At 69.8% G+C, this 18,388-nt stretch carries 19 protein-coding genes; 12 read left to right on the top strand and 7 right to left on the bottom strand.

Features of this window, described 5'->3' with window-relative positions:
* The first annotated feature begins 495 nt into the window (after nt 1–495).
* From hemL to ABKA17_RS41235, 9 genes are all read left to right on the top strand, one after another.
* Nucleotides 496–1,812: a glutamate-1-semialdehyde 2,1-aminomutase gene (gene hemL / locus ABKA17_RS41195; RefSeq protein WP_353697541.1), complete on the top strand. Its 1,317-nt coding sequence runs from the start codon at nt 496–498 to the stop codon at nt 1,810–1,812.
* A 41-nt stretch (nt 1,813–1,853) separates the two neighbouring features.
* The gene (locus ABKA17_RS41200) at nt 1,854–2,501 is read left to right on the top strand and encodes a histidine phosphatase family protein (protein WP_353697694.1); all 648 of its coding nucleotides are present in this window, start codon (nt 1,854–1,856) and stop codon (nt 2,499–2,501) included.
* Between the two features lie 132 nt (nt 2,502–2,633).
* Nucleotides 2,634–3,938, top strand: coding sequence for a polysaccharide deacetylase family protein (locus ABKA17_RS41205; protein WP_353697542.1), 1,305 nt, complete (start codon nt 2,634–2,636; stop codon nt 3,936–3,938).
* Nucleotides 3,939–4,004: 66 nt separating this feature from the next.
* On the top strand, nt 4,005–4,628 hold the full coding sequence (locus tag ABKA17_RS41210; RefSeq protein WP_353697543.1) for a TlpA family protein disulfide reductase: 624 nt from the start codon (nt 4,005–4,007) through the stop codon (nt 4,626–4,628).
* 1 nt (nt 4,629) lies between these two features.
* Nucleotides 4,630–5,400, top strand: coding sequence for a cytochrome c biogenesis CcdA family protein (locus ABKA17_RS41215; protein WP_353697544.1), 771 nt, complete (start codon nt 4,630–4,632; stop codon nt 5,398–5,400).
* Nucleotides 5,401–5,403: 3 nt separating this feature from the next.
* The gene (gene resB, locus ABKA17_RS41220) at nt 5,404–7,095 is read left to right on the top strand and encodes a cytochrome c biogenesis protein ResB (RefSeq protein ID WP_353697545.1); all 1,692 of its coding nucleotides are present in this window, start codon (nt 5,404–5,406) and stop codon (nt 7,093–7,095) included.
* A gap of 186 nt (nt 7,096–7,281) precedes the next feature.
* Complete coding sequence (gene ccsB, locus ABKA17_RS41225; protein WP_353697546.1) at nt 7,282–8,382, top strand: c-type cytochrome biogenesis protein CcsB; 1,101 nt, start codon at nt 7,282–7,284, stop codon at nt 8,380–8,382.
* 91 nt (nt 8,383–8,473) lie between these two features.
* Nucleotides 8,474–9,079: an RNA polymerase sigma factor gene (locus ABKA17_RS41230; protein ID WP_353697547.1), complete on the top strand. Its 606-nt coding sequence runs from the start codon at nt 8,474–8,476 to the stop codon at nt 9,077–9,079.
* Nucleotides 9,076–10,008, top strand: coding sequence for a CU044_5270 family protein (locus ABKA17_RS41235; protein ID WP_353697548.1), 933 nt, complete (start codon nt 9,076–9,078; stop codon nt 10,006–10,008). The genes ABKA17_RS41230 and ABKA17_RS41235 overlap by 4 nt, the downstream gene beginning before the upstream one ends.
* A 19-nt stretch (nt 10,009–10,027) precedes the next feature.
* On the opposite strand, the gene ABKA17_RS41240 is transcribed toward ABKA17_RS41235, so the two are convergent.
* From ABKA17_RS41240 to ABKA17_RS41260, 5 genes are all read right to left on the bottom strand, one after another.
* Nucleotides 10,028–11,002: an isopenicillin N synthase family dioxygenase gene (locus ABKA17_RS41240; protein ID WP_353697549.1), complete on the bottom strand. Its 975-nt coding sequence runs from the start codon at nt 11,000–11,002 to the stop codon at nt 10,028–10,030.
* Complete coding sequence (locus ABKA17_RS41245) at nt 10,995–11,444, bottom strand: nucleoside deaminase (RefSeq protein WP_353697550.1); 450 nt, start codon at nt 11,442–11,444, stop codon at nt 10,995–10,997. The genes ABKA17_RS41240 and ABKA17_RS41245 overlap by 8 nt, the downstream gene beginning before the upstream one ends.
* 38 nt (nt 11,445–11,482) lie before the next feature.
* The gene (locus ABKA17_RS41250; RefSeq protein WP_353697551.1) at nt 11,483–12,394 is read right to left on the bottom strand and encodes a transglutaminase-like domain-containing protein; all 912 of its coding nucleotides are present in this window, start codon (nt 12,392–12,394) and stop codon (nt 11,483–11,485) included.
* A 93-nt stretch (nt 12,395–12,487) separates the two neighbouring features.
* Complete coding sequence (argG, locus tag ABKA17_RS41255; protein WP_353697552.1) at nt 12,488–13,942, bottom strand: argininosuccinate synthase; 1,455 nt, start codon at nt 13,940–13,942, stop codon at nt 12,488–12,490.
* Nucleotides 13,943–14,037: 95 nt separating this feature from the next.
* Nucleotides 14,038–15,015: a quinone oxidoreductase family protein gene (locus ABKA17_RS41260; RefSeq protein WP_353697553.1), complete on the bottom strand. Its 978-nt coding sequence runs from the start codon at nt 15,013–15,015 to the stop codon at nt 14,038–14,040.
* A gap of 104 nt (nt 15,016–15,119) precedes the next feature.
* Between ABKA17_RS41260 and ABKA17_RS41265 the strand changes: the two genes are divergently transcribed.
* The 3 genes from ABKA17_RS41265 (at nt 15,120) to ABKA17_RS41275 (ending at nt 17,190) form a co-directional block, all read left to right on the top strand.
* A complete protein-coding gene (locus ABKA17_RS41265) occupies nt 15,120–15,449 on the top strand; it encodes an ArsR/SmtB family transcription factor (protein ID WP_353697554.1) in 330 nt (109 codons plus the stop codon).
* Between the two features lie 31 nt (nt 15,450–15,480).
* Entirely contained in the window at nt 15,481–16,149 is a 669-nt protein-coding gene (locus tag ABKA17_RS41270) for a hypothetical protein (RefSeq protein WP_353697555.1), read from the top strand.
* Between the two features lie 102 nt (nt 16,150–16,251).
* Nucleotides 16,252–17,190: a DMT family transporter gene (locus tag ABKA17_RS41275; protein WP_353697556.1), complete on the top strand. Its 939-nt coding sequence runs from the start codon at nt 16,252–16,254 to the stop codon at nt 17,188–17,190.
* On the opposite strand, the gene ABKA17_RS41280 is transcribed toward ABKA17_RS41275, so the two are convergent.
* On the bottom strand, nt 17,138–18,043 hold the full coding sequence (locus ABKA17_RS41280) for a LysR family transcriptional regulator (protein WP_353697557.1): 906 nt from the start codon (nt 18,041–18,043) through the stop codon (nt 17,138–17,140). The genes ABKA17_RS41275 and ABKA17_RS41280 overlap by 53 nt on opposite strands.
* Nucleotides 18,043–18,366, bottom strand: coding sequence for a PLD nuclease N-terminal domain-containing protein (locus ABKA17_RS41285; RefSeq protein WP_353697558.1), 324 nt, complete (start codon nt 18,364–18,366; stop codon nt 18,043–18,045). The genes ABKA17_RS41280 and ABKA17_RS41285 overlap by 1 nt, the downstream gene beginning before the upstream one ends.
* Between the last annotated feature and the right edge of the window lie 22 nt (nt 18,367–18,388).

Genomic DNA, 18,388 nt, shown 5'->3' on the forward strand with positions numbered 1-18,388 from the left:
CCGACCACCATTCCTGCTTCCCGCCCTCAGCTGCTCGATCCGACGTTCGATACGTCGATCGTCGCGCTCCGACTCACCAGGTGCCGCATGTCCTTGCCGGGATTCCGCGGCTTCCTCCGCGTCGCGCCGGTGCTTTCCCCGCCTGGCACGTCGAGGACCCAGGTCATCGGTCCCCTCGCCCAGTCCGCCACCGCGATGCATATCTCCACCCGACTGCTTTTCTAGGACGCGTGGCCCCCGCCGCGCAACCCGATCATCGTGTCAGTGACCTCCCCCACGGCCGCCCGCCGAAACGTGCGTTGAAACACCTGTCCGCAGGATCCCTACAAGGATCTTCGCAGCCCCTGAACACCTCGGGCCGTTCGAGCTGTGTGTATCAGGTCCCAGTTTCGCAGATGCTCCGGGCCCTCAGCCCGCTGTCGGCCAGGGCAGCTGGCCTACCCTGAGGAGGTCAGTCGGCAACCGGAGTCCGAGAAGTCGGAGAAGTCGCAGGTCATGAGCGAAACGCCCTATTCATACGATGCGCCTGCCTCACAGGCCCTGTTCGACCGTGCGGCCACCGTCACACCGGGCGGCGTGAACTCCCCGGTGCGCGCCTTCCGGGCCGTGGGCGGTACGCCCCGGTTCATGGTGTCGGGCCGCGGTCCGTATCTGACCGACGCCGACGGGCGGGAGTATGTCGACCTCGTCTGCTCCTGGGGGCCGATGATCCTCGGGCACTCGCACCCCGAGGTCATCGCCGCCGTCCAGGACGCCGTCTCGCGCGGTACGTCCTTCGGTACGCCCGGTGAGGGCGAGGTCGCTCTCGCCGAGGAGATGGTCGAGCGCATCGAGCCGCTGGAGCAGGTGCGGCTCGTCTCCAGCGGGACCGAGGCGACCATGTCGGCCATCCGGCTCGCCCGCGGCTTCACCCGGCGCACCAAGGTCATCAAGTTCGCCGGGTGTTACCACGGTCACGTCGACTCGCTCCTCGCCGCGGCGGGCAGCGGGGTCGCCACCTTCGCGCTTCCCGACACCCCCGGCGTCACCGGCGCCCAGGCCGGCGACACGATCGTCCTGCCGTACAACGACCTCGAAGCCGTGCACGAGGCCTTCCACCGGCACCCCGGCGAGATCGCCTGTGTGATCACGGAGGCCTCGCCCGGCAACATGGGTGTCGTGCCGCCCCGGCCCGGCTTCAACCAGGGCCTGAAGGACGCCTGCTCCAAGAACGGCGCCCTCTATGTCTCCGACGAGGTCATGACCGGCTTCCGGACCAGCCGCGCCGGCTGGTACGGGATCGACGGGGTCCGCCCCGACCTCATGACCTTCGGCAAGGTCATGGGCGGCGGCTTCCCGGCCGCGGCCTTCGGCGGTCGCGCCGACGTCATGGCGCACCTCGCGCCCGCCGGTCCCGTCTACCAGGCCGGCACCCTCTCCGGGAACCCGATCGCCACCGCGGCCGGCCTCGCCCAGCTGCGGCTGCTCGACCAGGCCGCGTACGACAAGGTCGACGCCGTCTCGGCGACCGTCCAGTCGCTCGTCACCGAGGCGCTCACCAAGGAGGGCGTCGCGCACCGGCTCCAGAACGCCTCCAACATGTTCTCCGTGTTCTTCACCGACCGTGAGGTGCGCGACTACGAGGACGCCAAGCGGCAGGAGTCCTTCCGCTTCACCGCGTTCTTCCACTCGATGCTGGCCCAGGGCGTCTACCTCCCGCCCTCCTCCTTCGAGTCGTGGTTCGTGTCCACGGCCCACGACGACCAGGCCGTGCAGAAGATCGCCGACGCCCTCCCGGCGGCGGCCCGAGCCGCGGCGGAGGCCCAGGCGTGAGCAGCTCCGAGACCAACGGCGACATCACCGTCGTACACGTCATGCGGCACGGCGAGGTCGCCAACCCGGACGGCGTCCTCTACGGCCGGCTCGCCGGCTACCACCTGTCCGAGCTGGGGCGGCAGATGGCCGACCGGGTCGCCGAGCACCTGGCCCCCCGCGACATCACCTACGTCTGCTCCTCCCCGCTGGAGCGCGCGCAGGAGACCGCCACGCCGATCGCCAAGGCGCACGGGCTCGACCTCGCGACCGACGGGCGGCTCATCGAGGCCGAGAACGTCTTCCAGGGCAAGACCTTCGGAGTCGGCGACGGGGCGCTGAAGCGGCCCGAGAACTGGAAGCACCTCGTCAACCCCTTCAAACCGTCGTGGGGCGAGCCGTACGTCGACCAGGTGGTCCGCATGATGGGGGCGCTCGACGCCGCCAAGGACGTGGCGCGTGGACACGAGGCCGTGCTCGTCAGCCACCAACTGCCCATCTGGATCGTGCGGTCGTACGTCGAGAAGCGGCGGCTGTGGCACGACCCGCGCCGACGGCAGTGCACGCTGGCGTCCCTGACGACGTTCACGTACCAGGGCGACAGGATCGTGTCGGTCGGTTACTCCGAGCCCGCCATCGATCTGGTGCCCGCGCACCTGCGTGCCGGGGCCAAGCCGGTGAAGGGGCAGGACAAGGCTTTCGGAGCCTGAGGGGCCACATTTACGGCCTATGACACACCTGTGACATTCATTGCCGAATCTCCGTGAACGACGGGAACCTCCTCGTTCGTCGCGTCCTCTGAATGGGTGACCACTTCGCAGGACGTGACGAACGGTGATGCAATGCGCGATCTCACCCGTAGGGGAGCACTCGGACTCGGCATGGGTGGCGCCGCCGCCCTCGGACTCGCGGGCTGCGGCGGTCTCACCCCGTCAGAGGGGTCGAGCGGCGCTTCGGGTTCCACCGGCGACAAGCCCAGCAGCAAGCCGAGCGGCCAGACCCACCGCGCCCGCCCCATCGGCGACGGCTCCACCTCCTACACCGGCAAGCAGCCCGGCCGGCCCGCCAAGCCCGAACCGCTGGAGCCGGGCCAGACCCCGCCCCAGTTCGTCGTCTTCTCCTGGGACGGCGCCGGCGAGGTCGGCAACGGACTCTTCCCGCGCTTCCTGGACCTCGCCAAGCAGCACGGCGCCCACATGTCCTTCTTCCTCTCCGGGCTCTATCTGCTCCCCGAGTCGAAGAAGCGCCTCTACAACCCGCCCAACAACCCCGTCGGCGCCTCCGACATCGGCTACCTCACCGACGAGCACGTCAAGGCGACCCTGACCAACGTCCGCAACGCCTGGCTCGAAGGGCACGAGATAGGCACCCACTTCAACGGCCACTTCTGCGGCGGCTACGGCACCGTCGGCAACTGGACGCCCAAGCAGTGGCGCAGCGAGATAGACCAGGCGAAGGCCTTCGTGAAGGAGTGGCGGACCAACACCGGCTGGACCGACCTGCCCTCCCTGCCCTTCGACTACGACAAGGAGCTCATCGGCGGTCGCACGCCCTGTCTCCTCGGCCAGGACAACCTGCTGCCCACCGCGCGCGAGCTCGGCTGGCGCTACGACGCCTCCTCGCCCGGCGGCCGCCAGGTCTGGCCGGACAAGAAGGACGGACTGTGGGACCTGCCGCTCCAGGCGATCCCCTTCCCCGGGCGCAGCTTCGAGGTCCTCTCGATGGACTACAACATGCTCGCCAACCAGTCGATCAACTCCACCAACGCCCCCGCCCACAACTACCCCGCCTGGCGCGAGCAGGCCGCCGGCGCCTACATCTCCGGCTTCAAGCGGGCCTACGAGACCAACCGCGCCCCCTTCTTCGTCGGCAACCACTTCGAGCACTGGAACGGCGGCATCTACATGGACGCCGTCGAGGAGGCCCTGAAGCACATCGCGGCGGAGAAGGAGAAGGGCGAGGACGTACGCCTGGTCTCCTTCCGGCAGTTCGTCGACTGGATGGACGTGCAGAAGCCGGAGGTGCTGGCCAAGCTGCGGACGCTCGATGTCGGACAGGCGCCTGTCGGTGGCTGGAACGCCTTCATGAAGGACGGCTCGCAGAGCACCGCGGGCAGCACCTCCGGGAGCTCGTCGAACGCCGCCTGATATGCGGATTTCCGCCCGCAAGGGGGGTGCGCAAGATCCCCAGAACGGGCATGCGAAACTTTTCACATGAGTGCTGCCAGCCGCGCCCGCCTGGGCTCGAATCGCACCAACCGTCGTGCCGTCCTGTTCACCGCCACGGCCGCCGCAGCCGCGCTGACCCTCACCGCGTGCAGTTCCGGCGGCAAGGTGGGCGGCAGTGGTGACACCAACTTCATCACCGGAAACGACGGCGTCGACACGGTCGCCCAGGGCAAGCGGGACACCGCCCCGGTGCTGTCCGGCAAGACCATCGACGGCAAGCAGCTGTCCACCGCCGACTACAAGGGCAAGATCCTCGTCGTCAACGTGTGGGGCTCCTGGTGCACCCCGTGCCGGGCCGAGGCGAAGAACCTCCAGGCCGTCTCCGAGAAGTTCAAGACCCGGGGCGTGCAGTTCGTCGGCATCAACACCCGGGACACCAACACCACCTCGGCGATCAACTTCGAGAAGGAGTTCGGGGTCACCTTCCCGAGTCTGTACGACCCGACGGGCAGGCAGATGCTCCGCTTCAAGAAGGGCACGCTCAACCCGCAGCTGATCCCCTCCACGCTCGTCATCGACCGGAGCGGCAAGATCGCGGCGCGGGCCCTGATGGCGCTCGGCGAGGACACGCTGACCGGCATGATCAAGCCTGTGCTCGCGGAGAAGTGACGTGAGCGCGACGGTCACGCTCGCCGAAGCCACGACCAACAGCACAGTGCTGCACGGCGCCCTGTTGCTCGCGCTGCCCATCGCGGTGCTCGGCGGCCTTGTCTCCTTCTTCTCCCCGTGCGTCCTTCCCCTCGTCCCCGGCTATCTGTCGTATGTCACCGGGGTCAGCGGCACCGACCTGGCGGACGCCCGACGCGGGCGGATGGTCGCCGGTGCCTCCCTCTTCGTCCTCGGCTTCACCGTGGTGTTCGTCTCCGGCGGGGCGCTGTTCGGCTACTGGGGCTCGAACCTCCAGGACAACAAGGACGTCCTGACGAAGATCCTCGGCGTTCTGATGGTCCTCATGGGCGTCTTCTACATGGGCCTGATGCCCTGGCTCACCCAGCGCGAGTTCCGCTTCCACACCAAGCCGGCCACCGGGCTCGCGGGCGCCCCCCTCCTTGGCGCCCTCTTCGGGATCGGCTGGACCCCCTGTCTCGGCCCCACGCTCTCCTCCGTGACGATCCTGGCGGCCAACGAGGGCAGCGCGGGCCGCGGCGCCATACTGACGGTCGCCTACTGCGTCGGTCTCGGCGTCCCCTTCGTGCTCGCCGCAGTAGCCTTCCGCAAGGCACTGGGCGCCTTCGCCTGGGTGAAGCGCCACTATGTCTGGGTGATGCGCATCGGCGGCACGATGATGATCCTCACCGGTGTGCTGCTGCTGACGGGCGCGTGGGACCGTCTCGTGCAGGAGATGCAAGTCTGGTCCAACGGTTTCACGGTGGGTGTCTGAACGATGAGCAAGACCACGATCGACGAGGACCTGGGCGCCGCGGGCTCCCAGCTCTCCACCGCACCCGAGGAAAGCCTGAACATGCCCGCCCTGGGCGTCATCGGCTGGGCCCGCTGGTTCTGGCGGCAGCTCACCTCCATGCGGGTCGCGCTGCTGCTGCTCCTGCTGCTGTCGCTCGGCGCGATCCCCGGCTCGCTGATCCCGCAGAGCGGCACCGACGAGACCAAGGTCGCCGACTTCCGTAACGCCAACCCCACCCTCGGGGACGTCTACGACAAGCTCGGCCTCTTCCACGTCTACAGCTCGGCGTGGTTCTCCGCGATCTACCTCCTGCTGTTCGTCTCCCTCATCGGCTGCATCGTGCCCCGCACCTGGCAGTTCGTGGGCCAGCTGCGCGGCCGCCCGCCGGGCGCCCCGAAGCGGCTGACCCGGCTGCCCGCCTACACCACCTGGCGCACCGAGGCCGAGCCCGAGCAGGTCCGCGAGGCCGCGCTCGCCCTGCTGAAGAAGCGCCGCTTCCGCGCCCACCTCGCCGGTGACAACGTCGCCGCCGAGAAGGGCTATCTGCGGGAGGTAGGCAACCTCGCCTTCCACATCGCGCTCATCGTGATGCTGATCGCCTTCGCCTGGGGCCAGCTGTTCAAGATGGAGGGCAACAAGCTGATCGTCGAGGGCGACGGGTTCTCCAACACCCTCACGCAGTACGACGACTTCAAGTCCGGCACCCTGTTCACCCAGGACGAGCTGGACCCCTTCAGCTTCAACCTCAAGGACTTCCAGGGCAGCTACGAGAAGACCGGGCCCAACCGGGGCACCGCGCGCACCTTCCAGGCCGACCTCAGTTACCGCCTCGGCGCGTACGGCAAGGCCAAGCGGACGGTCGTCAAGGTCAACAAGCCCCTGGAGATCGGCGACTCCAAGGTCTACCTCACCGCCCACGGCTACGCCCCCGTCATCACGGTCCGCGACGGCAAGGGCAACGTCGTCTACCGCGACGCGGTCCCGCTCCTTCCGCTCGACAACAACATCACCTCCTCCGGTGTCATCAAGGTCATGGACGGCTACCGCAACGCCAAGGGCGTGCGGGAACAGCTGGGCTTCGAGGCCTTCTTCCTGCCGACGTACACGCCCGGCAGCGAGACGGCCTCGACCTTCCCCGCGCTGAACAACCCGGTGCTGAACCTCGCGGGCTACTACGGCGACCTCGGCGTCGACGCGGGCATCCCGCAGAGCGTCTACCAGCTCGACAAGTCGCACCTGAAGGAGTTCAAGGACGCCAAGGGCGAGCAGCAGCGGGAGAACCTCAAGCCGGGCGAGACCATGAAGCTCCCCAACGGCGCCGGTTCCATCACCTACGACAAGACCGTCGAGTGGGCCAACTTCCAGGTCACCCGCCAGCCCGCCAGCGACTGGGCACTGACCGGCTCGATCGTCGCGATCTTCGGCCTCGCCGGCTCCCTGTTCATCTCCCGCCGCCGGGTGTGGGTACGGGCGGTCAAGGGCGCCGACGGGGTGACGGTCGTCGAGATGGCCGGCCTCGGCCGCAGCGAGTCCGCGAAGGTGCCGGAAGAGCTGGGCGACCTCGCGGGGATTCTTTACGACCAGGCGCCGGGGGTGTCTCGCGAGACGGAGGCGGAGCCGGATGGTGTGTCCGACTCCGGCGCCGCGTCTGTTGCCGAAGGGGCCGAGAATTGAATCCTCTCCCGCGCGGAACCAGGGAGATTCCTGGCTCACGCCGCCTGGCGGACCAGCGGCCCTCCAGGTCTTCCACGATCAACGCCAGCCGGGTTGAAACCAGCCCGGTAACACGACTGCCAGCTTCTCCGAAGACCACATCACCCGACGGCAAGTCGCCGGGATATCACCCGAAGGAGTGCTGAGGTGACTCTCGCCGCCACAACCGAGTTGGCCGCCGCCACCAACGAACATCTCGCGAACCTCAGCAACACGCTGATCTACTCCGCGATGGCCGTCTACACGCTGGCCTTCTTCGCCTACATCACCGAATGGATCTTCGGTAGCCGCAGCAAGATCGGCCGTACTGCCGCCGCACTCACCGAAGGGGCGGACGGCAAGGCCAAGGTGCCGGCCGTGACGGTGAAGAAGGGCGGCTCCACCGCCGTACTGGAACGGCCGAAGGTCGTGGTGCGGGCCGCCGCCGGCCAGCGGGACGTGCCGGACGGGCCCGGGGCGCACGGCGGGGACGAGCAGGGGGATCTGTACGGGCGTATCGCCGTGTCCCTCACCGTGCTCGCCTTCCTCATCGAGCTCGCCGGGGTCATCGCCCGCGCGGCCTCGGTGGAGCGGGCGCCGTGGGGCAACATGTACGAGTTCAACATCACCTTCTCCACGGTGGCCGTCGGTGTGTACCTCACGCTGCTCGCGCTGAGGAAGAACGTGCGCTGGCTCGGGCTGTTCCTGATCACGTCCGTCCTCCTCGATCTCGGCATCGCCGTCACTGTCTTGTACACCGCCAGCGACCAGTTGGTTCCCGCCCTTCACTCGTACTGGCTGTACATCCACGTCTCCACGGCGATCCTGTGCGGCGCGGTCTTCTACGTGGGCGCGGTCAGCACGATCCTCTACCTGTTCAAGGACTCGTACGAGAACAAGCTCGCCAGCGGCGGAAAGCCCGGCAGCTTCGCCACGTCCTTCCTGGAGCGGCTGCCCGCGTCGGCCTCGCTGGACAAGTTCTCCTACCGCGTCAACGCAGCCGTCTTCCCGCTGTGGACGTTCACGATCATCGCGGGCGCGATCTGGGCGGGCGACGCGTGGGGCCGCTACTGGGGCTGGGACCCCAAGGAGACCTGGGCGTTCATCACCTGGGTCGCCTACGCCTGCTACCTGCACGCCCGCGCCACGGCCGGCTGGAAGGGCCGCAAGGCCGCCTACCTGGCCCTGCTCGCCTTCGGCTGCTGGCTGTTCAACTACTACGGCGTGAACATCTTCGTCTCCGGCAAGCACTCCTACGCGGGCGTGTAGCCCGGGCGGCCAACCCCCTTACGGTGAAGGCCGGTTCCCTGTGACCTGAGTCACGGGAACCGGCCTTCGTCGTACGGACAGGTAGAGGGGCGTGGATACGAATCTGCGGAAACGGATTCGCGCGGGGGACCACGACGCCTTCGGCGACCTCTTCGACGCGTACGCACGCTCCGTCTACAACCATGCCTACCGCCTCACCGGCGAGTGGACCACCGCCGAGGACGTCGTCTCGCTGACCTTCCTCGACGCCTGGCGGCTGCGCGACCGGGTCGACGAGGAGGGCGGCTCCCTGCGCCCCTGGCTGCTGGGCATCGCCACCAACGTCACCCGCAACACCCGCCGCGCGGCCCGCAGGCATGCCGCCGCCGTGGCCCGGCTGCCGCGCGACGAGACGGTACGGGACTTCGCCGACGAGGTAGCGGGGCGGCTCGACGACGCGGCGCAACTGGCCGTCGTAGGAGAGGCGTTACGGCGGCTTCGGCGGGCCGAGCGGGAGGTGCTGGCGCTGTGCGTGTGGGCGGGCCTCGACTACGCGGCCGCCGCCTCGGCGCTCGGGGTGCCGGTGGGGACCGTACGGTCGCGGCTCTCCCGGGCGCGGACAAAACTCTCGAAACATATGGAACCGTCTGATTCCCGCGGACAGATGAGAGGTGACCGCACCACCGCGGTCGGGCCCCTGAAGGAGGGAAACCGATGAACCACCTTCCCGAACGCGACCTTCCGCCGGGCCGTCACCGACTCCTCAAGGAGCATCTGATGACCGAGATCCGGCAAGAGTTCCCCGCGCCTGCGCGCCGCCCCTGGCTGCGCCCCGCCCTCGTGGCCGGAGCCGTCGCGGCCGTGACCGCCGTGACGCTCGCCGTCGGCGTGCCCTTCGGCTCCGGCGGGTCCACGCCGCCGACGGCAGCGCCCGGGGCGTCCGCCACGCAGACCGCTGCGGCGCTGCTGGAGGACATCGCGCTCGCCGCCGAGCACGCCGACGTGCCCCGCGACATCCGCGACGGCCAGTTCGTCTACATCAAGAGCAAGGTCGCCTGGACCTCCCAGGACGGCGACGGGCCCGCGAAGCTCGACCCGATCCACCAGCGCGAGGTGTGGCTGCCGGTGGACGGCAAGGAGCAGGGCATGGTGCACGAACCGTTCTCCCGCTCCGAGCACCTGCTCCTGGAGAAGGAGACCCCGGGCAACGCCCGCAACACCAACTACCGCCACCTCCAGACCCTGCCGACCGACCCCGACAAGATGTACGACTGGCTGGTCAGGGCCAGCGGTGACGGCAGCGGAAGCAAGGACGAGGCCAACTTCGTCCTCGTCGGAGACCTCGCTCGCGAGTCCCTGATGCCGCCCGCGCAGGCCGCCGCGCTCTACCGGGCGGCCGCCAGGATCTCCGGGGTCTTCGTGATCGACGACGCCGTGGACGCGGCCGGACGGCACGGGGTCGCGGTCGCACGGGTCGACGACGGGGAGCGCCGGGAGCTGATCTTCGACAAGAAGACGAAGGAATTCCTCGGCGAGCGGGAGGTCGCCGTCGAGGACCTGCCGTGGGGCTTCGAGAAGGGGGACGTGACCGCGCGCACCGCCGTCCTGGAGCGCACGGTCGTGGACAAGCGGGGCGAGCGGCCGTAGCCGTAGCCGTCGCCGTCGGTCAGTCCACCGTGATCGAGTCCAGCTTCTCCCGCAGATACGTGTGGGAGTCGACCGGCTCGTACGCCACTCGCCCGATCGGCGCCGGGAGTGACTCCACCAGGGTTCCCGGGGTGCACTCGCCGAAGTAGACGAGGGACATCAGCTCCTCGGTGGGGGCGTCGACGGGCGGGGGCAGGACGCGGTGGCGGCCGGAGCGCCAGCGGGCGCCGGTCCAACGGGCCAGCAGGTCACCGATGTTGATGGTGAAGGCGGCGGGGTCGAAGGGCGCGTCCTCCCAGCCGCCCTCGTCCGTCCAGACCTGGAGCCCGCCCTTGCCCGCCTGCCGGTCCAGGATCGTCACCGTGCCGAAGTCGGTGTGCGGGCCGATGCGGAACTGGCCGGGCTCGGGGTCGCCGACGACCTCCGTGCCCGGGTACCAGTTGATGTTGAAGCCGTAGGTCGGGTGGTCCATGTGCCGGGAGAAGAAGTCGTGTTCGACCCCGAGGGCCACTCCCAGCAGGTCGAGGAGCTGCTTCTCCAGCTCGCCCATCCGCGCCAGGTACTCCTCGCACAGAGTCCGGAGCTCCGGCACCTGCGACGGCCAGACGTTGGGCGCGTACCACTCGGCGTTGATCTCCGGGTCGTCCCAGGGATCCGGCGTCGCGAAGGTCAGCGACTCCTTCAGATCCGGCGGGGTCTCGGTCCCCTCCGAGTACCCGTTGGCCTCCGCACCGGGACCGAGCCACCCCCGCCCGCCGACCTTCGCGGCGTAGGGCTGCTTGACCTCGACGGGCATCCGGAAGAAGCTCCGCGCGGCCTCCCGGATCGCCGTACGCAGCTCCGGGTCCACCCCGTGCCCGGTGACCAGCAGGAACCCGGCGCTCTGGAGGGCCTCGTCGACGGTACGGGCGATGGCGGCCCGGGCCTCGGGGGAGCCCTTCGTCCACGGGCGCAGGTCGATGGTGGGGATACGGGGCTCGGTCGCCTCAGACACCAATGTCCTCATTCCACAGTGCCGGGTTGTTCTCGATGAAGTCGCGCATCAGCTCGGTGCATTCGGGGTCGTCCAGCAGCACGATCTCCACGCCGTGCTCGGCGAGCCAGTCGTGGCCGCCGTGAAAGGTGGTCACCTCGCCGATCACCACCCGGGTGATGCCGAACTGGCGGACCAGTCCGGAGCAGTACCAGCACGGCGAGAGGGTCGTCACCATCGTCGTACCCCGATACGACCGCTGCCGCCCCGCCGCGCGGAACGCCGCCGTCTCCGCGTGCATGGAGGGGTCGTCGTCCTGGACGCGGCGGTTGTGGCCGCGGCCCAGCAGGGTGCCGTCGGCCCCGTAGAGCGCGGCGCCGATCGGGACACCGCCCTCGGCGAGCCCGGCGCGGGCCTCCGCGACGGCGGTGGCGAGCCATGTCCGTGCCTGTGCCTCATCCATACGTCCACTCTGCCGGGTACTCACCCGGGGCGCCTCTGCTATCGAAGGGTCACCTGGCTCGGGCCGTTGAAGGGGGCGTAGCAGGTCACCGTCCGCGGGGTGCGCAGGGTGTCGTCCTCGGCGAACAGCTTGCGGGCCGTCTCGAACGGCACCTTGCCGGAGACCACCGGGGCGACCCCGTCGTAGAACTCACGTGACTGCTCCGGGAGCGGTGTGCCCGGCTCGCCCTCGTCCTCTCCCCAGACGTCCCACAGGAGCGTCTCGACCTTGTTGAGGGCGGCCAGGTCGAGGCGGATGTTGCCGGCGACGAAGCGTTCGCCCCAGAACGGGCCGTCCTCGGGCGGGTGGAGGCCGAAGGTCTTCTCGTCGGCGCCCTGTTCGCGGATGGCCCGCCATGCCTCGCCGGCGACCAGGAAGCGGGAGCGCGGCACGTCCAGCGGGTCGAAGTCCACGTCCCAGGCGTGGTGCAGGGCGGGGTCGGCGAGCTGGGGGTCGGCGAGGACCCAGGTGCCGTTCGACCAGTACTCGGTGACGACGTGGTCGTTGTGGAAGCCGTCCGAGCGGAAGTAGTCGGCGAACCCCGAGCGGATGCGGGCGGGGATGCCGTGGTGGCGCAGGAACGAGCAGTGCAGCAGGGCGAAGTCCCGGCAGGTGGCGACGAACCGGTCGGCGGGCGGCCGCGGTTCGGTGAGCGGGGCGGCGCTGCGGTCGACGATGATGCGGACGATGTCGTCGATGTAGCGGGTCTCGGCGTCGTTGTGGAGCCGGTCCTCGGAGTGGGTGTGGCCGAAGAGCTCGCCCTCGCCGCGGTGGATCAGCAAGCCGCGCACGATACGGGCGAGTTCGGCGGGGTCGCGCGGTAACCCGGCATAGTGGCGGGCGAGTTCGCCGGGGTCGGAGAACGTGCTCTGGACGGCGTGGAAGGCCAGGGCCTCCGGGGTCTCGGGCATGGCTGGGACACTGCCAAAATTCGGCGCGAAATGTCCAGGGCGCAACGACGGAAAGGCCGGCCCGAGCGGGGCCGGCCTTTCCGTGTGCGTCGATCAGTCCGTGCCGAGTTCCATGGCCGCCCGGTCCAGCAGCGCGTCCTCCTCGGAGACCTCGCCGCGGGAGGCGATGACCTCCGCGCCGCCCTCCGGCAGCTCCGGCATGGTGCCGATGAGGCCGGTCGCGGCGGCCTGGGAGGCGCCGATGGTGGGGCTGCCGGTGCCGATGAGGCCGAGGCCCGCGTACTGCTCCAGCTTGGCGCGGGAGTCGGCGATGTCGAGGTTGCGCATGGTCAGCTGGCCGATGCGGTCGACGGGGCCGAAGGCCGAGTCCTCGGTGCGCTCCATGGACAGCTTGTCCGGGTGGTACGAGAACGCCGGGCCCGTGGTGTCGAGGATCGAGTAGTCCTCGCCCCGCCGCAGACGCAGGGTGACCTCGCCGGTGACGGCGGCGCCGACCCAGCGCTGGAGCGACTCCCGGATCATCAGCGCCTGCGGGTCCAGCCAGCGGCCCTCGTACATCAGGCGGCCGAGGCGGCGGCCCTCGTTGTGGTACTGGGCGAGGGTGTCCTCGTTGTGGATCGCGTTGACGAGGCGCTCGTACGCGGCGTGCAGCAGGGCCATGCCCGGTGCCTCGTAGATCCCGCGGCTCTTGGCCTCGATGATCCGGTTCTCGATCTGGTCGGACATGCCGAGGCCGTGCCGGCCGCCGATGGCGTTGGCCTCCAGGACGAGGTCCACGGCGGAGGCGAACTCCTTGCCGTTGATCGTGACCGGGCGGCCCTGCTCGAAGCCGATCGTCACGTCCTCGGTGGCGATCTCGACCGACGGGTCCCAGAACTTGACGCCCATGATCGGCTCGACGGTCTCGAGCCCGGTGTCCAGGTGCTCCAGGGTCTTCGCCTCGTGGGTGGCGCCCCAGATGTTGGCGTCGGTGGAGTACGCCTTCTCCGTGGAGTCCCGGTACGGCAGCTGGTGGGCGACCAGCCACTCCGACATCTCCTTGCGGCCGCCGAGCTCGGTCACGAAGTTCGCATCCAGCCAGGGCTTGTAGATCCGCAGGTGGGGGTTGGCGAGCAGACCGTAGCGGTAGAACCGCTCGATGTCGTTGCCCTTGTAGGTCGAGCCGTCGCCCCAGATCTGGACGTCGTCCTCGAGCATCGCCCGGACCAGCAGCGTGCCGGTGACGGCACGGCCGAGGGGAGTGGTGTTGAAGTACGCCCGGCCGCCGGAGCGGATGTGGAACGCGCCGCAGGTGAGCGCGGCCAGGCCCTCCTCGACCAGCGCGGCGCGGCAGTCGACCAGGCGGGCGAGCTCGGCGCCGTAGGCCTTGGCGCGGCCGGGCACCGAGGCGATGTCGGGCTCGTCGTACTGGCCGATGTCGGCCGTGTACGTGCACGGGACGGCGCCCTTGTCACGCATCCACGCGACCGCGACGGAGGTGTCGAGGCCGCCCGAGAAGGCGATGCCGACGCGCTCGCCGGCGGGCAGGGAGGTGAGGACCTTGGACATAGGAAGATTATGCATCGGAACGCATGGTCATGCAAACCCTGGTGGTGAGTGGCGCCCGTCACTCTCCCGTCGGCGGGCGCCGGATGCGTTCGGCCCTACTGACCGTTCACCCGCAGCAGCAGCTTCCCCGTGCTCGACCGCGTCCCCATCAGCCGGTGCGCCTGCGCCGCCTCGGCCAGGGCGAACTCGGCGGTGACGGGGAGTGTGACGGTCCCGTCGGCGACCTTCGCGAAGGCCCGCTCGGTGAGTGCCCGCAGCTCGTCCGGCGCGGTCCGGGCGAGGGTGAGGATGGAGAAGCCGCCGACGGTCACGCCGTACGGGAACAGCTCGGGCTGCCCGACGCTCCATGGCTGAGCGCCGCTCGCGTTGCCGAAGGAGACGAGGCGTCCGAAGGGGGCGAGGGCGGCGAGCGAGGTGCGGAAGGTGTCGCCGCCGACAGGGTCGAGGGCGAGGTCGACGCCGCGGCCACGGGTGGTCTCCTGTACGGCCTTCTCGAAGTCGCCGACGAAAACCTCGTCGTAGGAGCCGTGCTCCTTCGCGAACGCGGCCTTCCCCGCGCTCGACACGACCCCCAGGACGGTGGCCCCGGCCGCCTTCGCCAGCCGGCCCGCGACCGTCCCGATGCCCCCGGCGGCACCCTGCACGAGGACCGTCTCGCCGGGCTGGAGCCGGCCCACCGAATGGATGAGCGCGTACGACGTCGGCAGCACGGTCGGCAGGGTCGCCGCGGTGCGCAGGCCGACGTCGGAGGGGACCGCGAAGACGGTGGCCACGTCCGCGACGGCGACCTCGGCGTAGGCGCCGGCGGCGGTCAGCGCGGCGACCTCCTGCCCGACGGCGAGCCCGGTGACGCCCGCGCCGAGGGCCCGCACGCGCCCGGAGACCTCGAGCCCCGGCCGGAAGGGAAGCGACGGCACCCGGTACCCGGTCTCCCTCGCCTTCAGGTCGGCGAAGTTGATCCCGGCGTACGCCACGTCGACGCTCACCTGCCCGGGACCCGGCTCCGGGACGTCCACCTCGACGACCTCAAGGACCTCGGGACCGCCGTGTTCCTGGATCTCGACCGCGCGCATGCCACACCCCGTCCCGCGAAGACTGTTCAATGAAAAGCGAACACTCGGGAGTGTATGGTTTTCATCGAACACTCGGCAAGCGGCACGCGGTACGGAGGGACTCCATGGCCGGCACCAGTCATCGCGCCGCCCCCGAGCACACCCACCCCGACGACGTGCCCGTCCTCACGGCACTCGCCGCGCTCGCCGACCCCGTACGCGCCCAGCTGGTACGGGAGTTGGCCGCGTCCGCCGACTGGTCGCGCAGTTGCGGCACCTTCGACGTGCCCGTCGGCAAGGCCGCCCTCAGCCACCACTTCGCGGTACTGCGCGCCGCCGGACTCGTGGAGCAGCGCGACGAGGGGCCCAAGCGGGTCAACCGGCTGCGGCGGGAGGAGTTCGACGCCCGTTTCCCGGGGCTGTTGGGGCTGGTCCTGCGCACTGAACTCATCTGAACCCTTTTGCCCGTTCCGGCGTCGGAGTGGCATGAGGATTCGGAGCTGGATCGTGGCGGCGGTTGCGACCGCCGGTGTGGTGGCGGGGTCGGCCCTGTATGTCGACGAGTTGGAGACCGGGCACGTCGAGAGCGGCGGTGGCCTGCGGGCCGAACCGAGGTCGAGCGCCCCGGTCGGGGTGAAGGCCGCCGACAAGGTCGCGGACAAGGTGGACGCCGTGCACGAGTGCGTCGGCACCCGCTCCGGCCCCTCGGGCACCGGATCCCCAGGCGATTCCCCGGACGACACCCCGTTCGACCGGACGCTCACCCGCATCGACGAGCTGGCCGCGGGCGACCACGCCGACGTCTACACGGGCATGTCGGTCGACCGGGACCACGACACCGCCGACATCTGGCGCATCCCCAGCGCCGCCTTCGACACCGCCGCCTGCGACGCCGCCGAGAAGGGCGTGAAGCTACGGATCCACGCGGCCGACGCCGACCGCAGGACCCTCGACGCTCTCGCCGACCGGATCAGCGAGGACATGAACCGCTGGGACGGCACCTTCATCCTGCGTCTGGTCGGCGTCGACGAACGGGGGTTCGTGCGCGTCGGCGTCGACGACCCGAAGAAGGCCGAGCCCCTCGTGACGAAGGAGTTCGGCTCCCGGCACATCAAGGTGACGTACATGGTCGAGATGACCCCGGACGCAGGCTGACCCCGGCCGACCTGGGCGCATCGACGGGGCCGATGGGGGCATCGGCAGGACGCCCCACTGGCGCGTGGACCTGCACCGATGCCCGCTCGTAGCGTCGGGGACATGACCTCAGAGAGCAAGGGCACAGAGACCAGGGGCATTGCCCGGCTGACCACCGCGATGGTGCTCTCCGGCACCCTCGGCGTCTTCGTCGTCGAGTCGGGCGCCTCGCCCTTCAACGTCGTCTTCTTCCGCGTCCTGTTCGGTGCCCTCGCACTCGGCGGTTACGTCGTCGCCCGCGGCTGGCTCCGCGACCACGGCTTCACCCCGCGCACCCTCGGACTCGCCGTCCTGGGCGGGGTGTTCATCGTCTTCAACTGGGTCCTGCTCTTCCAGTCGTACGAGAACACCTCGATCTCCGTGGCGACGGTGGTCTACCACACGCAGCCGTTCTACGTCGTGCTGCTGGGCGCGCTGCTGTTCCGTGAGCGCCTCACCGCCGCGAAGGTCGGCTGGATCGCGCTGGCGTTCGCGGGCCTGATCCTCGTATCGGGCGTCACGCCAGGGGACCTCGGGAGCGGCGGGTCGTATCTCCTCGGTGTCGGACAGGCGTTGCTGGCCGCGCTGCTCTACGGTCTGTCCACCTTGGTCACCAAGCGGGTGACCGGTGTACGGCCGCACCTGATCGCCCTCGTCCAAGTCCTCGTCGGGATCCCGCTGTTGCTGCCCTTCGCCGACTTCGGCGCGATGGCGGGGACGGGCGCGGACTGGGGCTGGCTGGTGGGGCTCGGGTTCATCCACACCGGGGTCATGTACGTCCTGATGTACGCCGCCTACGCCGAGCTGCCGGTCTCGAAGATCGCCGTGCTCGCCTTCGTCTACCCGGCCGTCGCGATGGTCATGGACTGGGTGGTGTACGGCCACCACATCGGCCTCGTCCAGGCGTTGGGCGTCCCGCTGATCGTGCTGGCCAGCCTGAAGGTGACCCTCGCCAGGTCGCCTCGGACCGTCACGAGCCGGGTTCCGTCTGCTCCCGCACCAGCCGCACCGCAGCCTCGATGAACAGTGTCAGATGGCGTGGCAGGCGCTTCCCCGCCCGCCACGCCACCTGCGTGTACAGCTGGAACGGCGGCTCCCACGGCAGCTCCGCCAGCACCCCGGACGCCAGCTCACCGGCGACCGTCACCCGCGGCAGCAGCGCGATCCCGAGACCGCCGGCCACGCCCCGCTTGGTCGCCTCGATGGTGCCGAACTCCATGAAGGGCGGCGGGGTCCCGGTGCGGTGGACGAGCTCCGACTCGAACAGGTCGCGGTAGGGGCAGCCCGGCTCGGTGCCGACCAGCTGGACCTCGGCGAGGTCCTCGGTCTTCAGCCCGGGCGCCCTGCCAGCGAGCGGATGACCGGGCGCCGCCACCAGCACCAGCGGCTCCGGCGCGAGCACCCGGCTCTCCAGCCCCGCGTGCTCGGTCTCCGGCTCCATCAGGAACCCCACGTCGTACGTCCCCTGCCGCAGCGCCTGCCGGGTCTCGTCGCCGAGGGTGGTGCGCAGCGAGAGCCGTACCTTCGGATAGCGGTGGTGGAACAGCTCCAGGAGCGGTGGCAGCCGGTAGGAGGTGAGCGACTCCATCGTGCCGACGGCGAGCGCGCCCGAGGGCTCCTCCGCGTCGACGACCGCCGCCCGGGCCTCCTCGCTCAGCTCGATGATCTGCCGGGCGTAGGGCAGCAGCCGCTCACCGGCCTCCGTGAGCCGGATCCGGCTGCCGAGCCGGTCGAAGAGCGGGGTGCCGAGGGAGTCCTCCAGGGCGCGCACCTGACCGGTCACGCTGGACTGGGCGTACTTCAGCTCCGCCGCGGCCCGGGTGAAGCTGAGGACGGTCGCGACCTTCTCGAAGGTGACGAGCAGCCGCAGCTCCATCAGCTGTCCTTGGAGCCGTCCTCGTCGCGCTCCTTCTTGTCCTCGCCCAGAGACTTCAGGAACTCGGGGTTGTCGTCGGGGGCGACCCACTGGCCACCGCGACCGCCACGCTCACGCACCCCGGACCAGCCCTCGGCGGCCGGGCTGCGCTTCTTGCCCGCGATCATCCAGGAGATCGAGCCGACGAGCGGGAACAGCAGCACCAGGATCGCCCACAGCGGCTTGGGCATGTGGCGGACGTCCTCCTCCTTCGTGCTGATGCAGTCGATGAACGCGTACACGCTCAGCGCCAGTGGGATCAGGAACATCAGCACCCGGAGCATGGGCCCTCTCCAGTGGAACGGG

The organism is Streptomyces sp. RG80 (assembly GCF_040446465.1).
Lineage (GTDB): Bacteria > Actinomycetota > Actinomycetes > Streptomycetales > Streptomycetaceae > Streptomyces.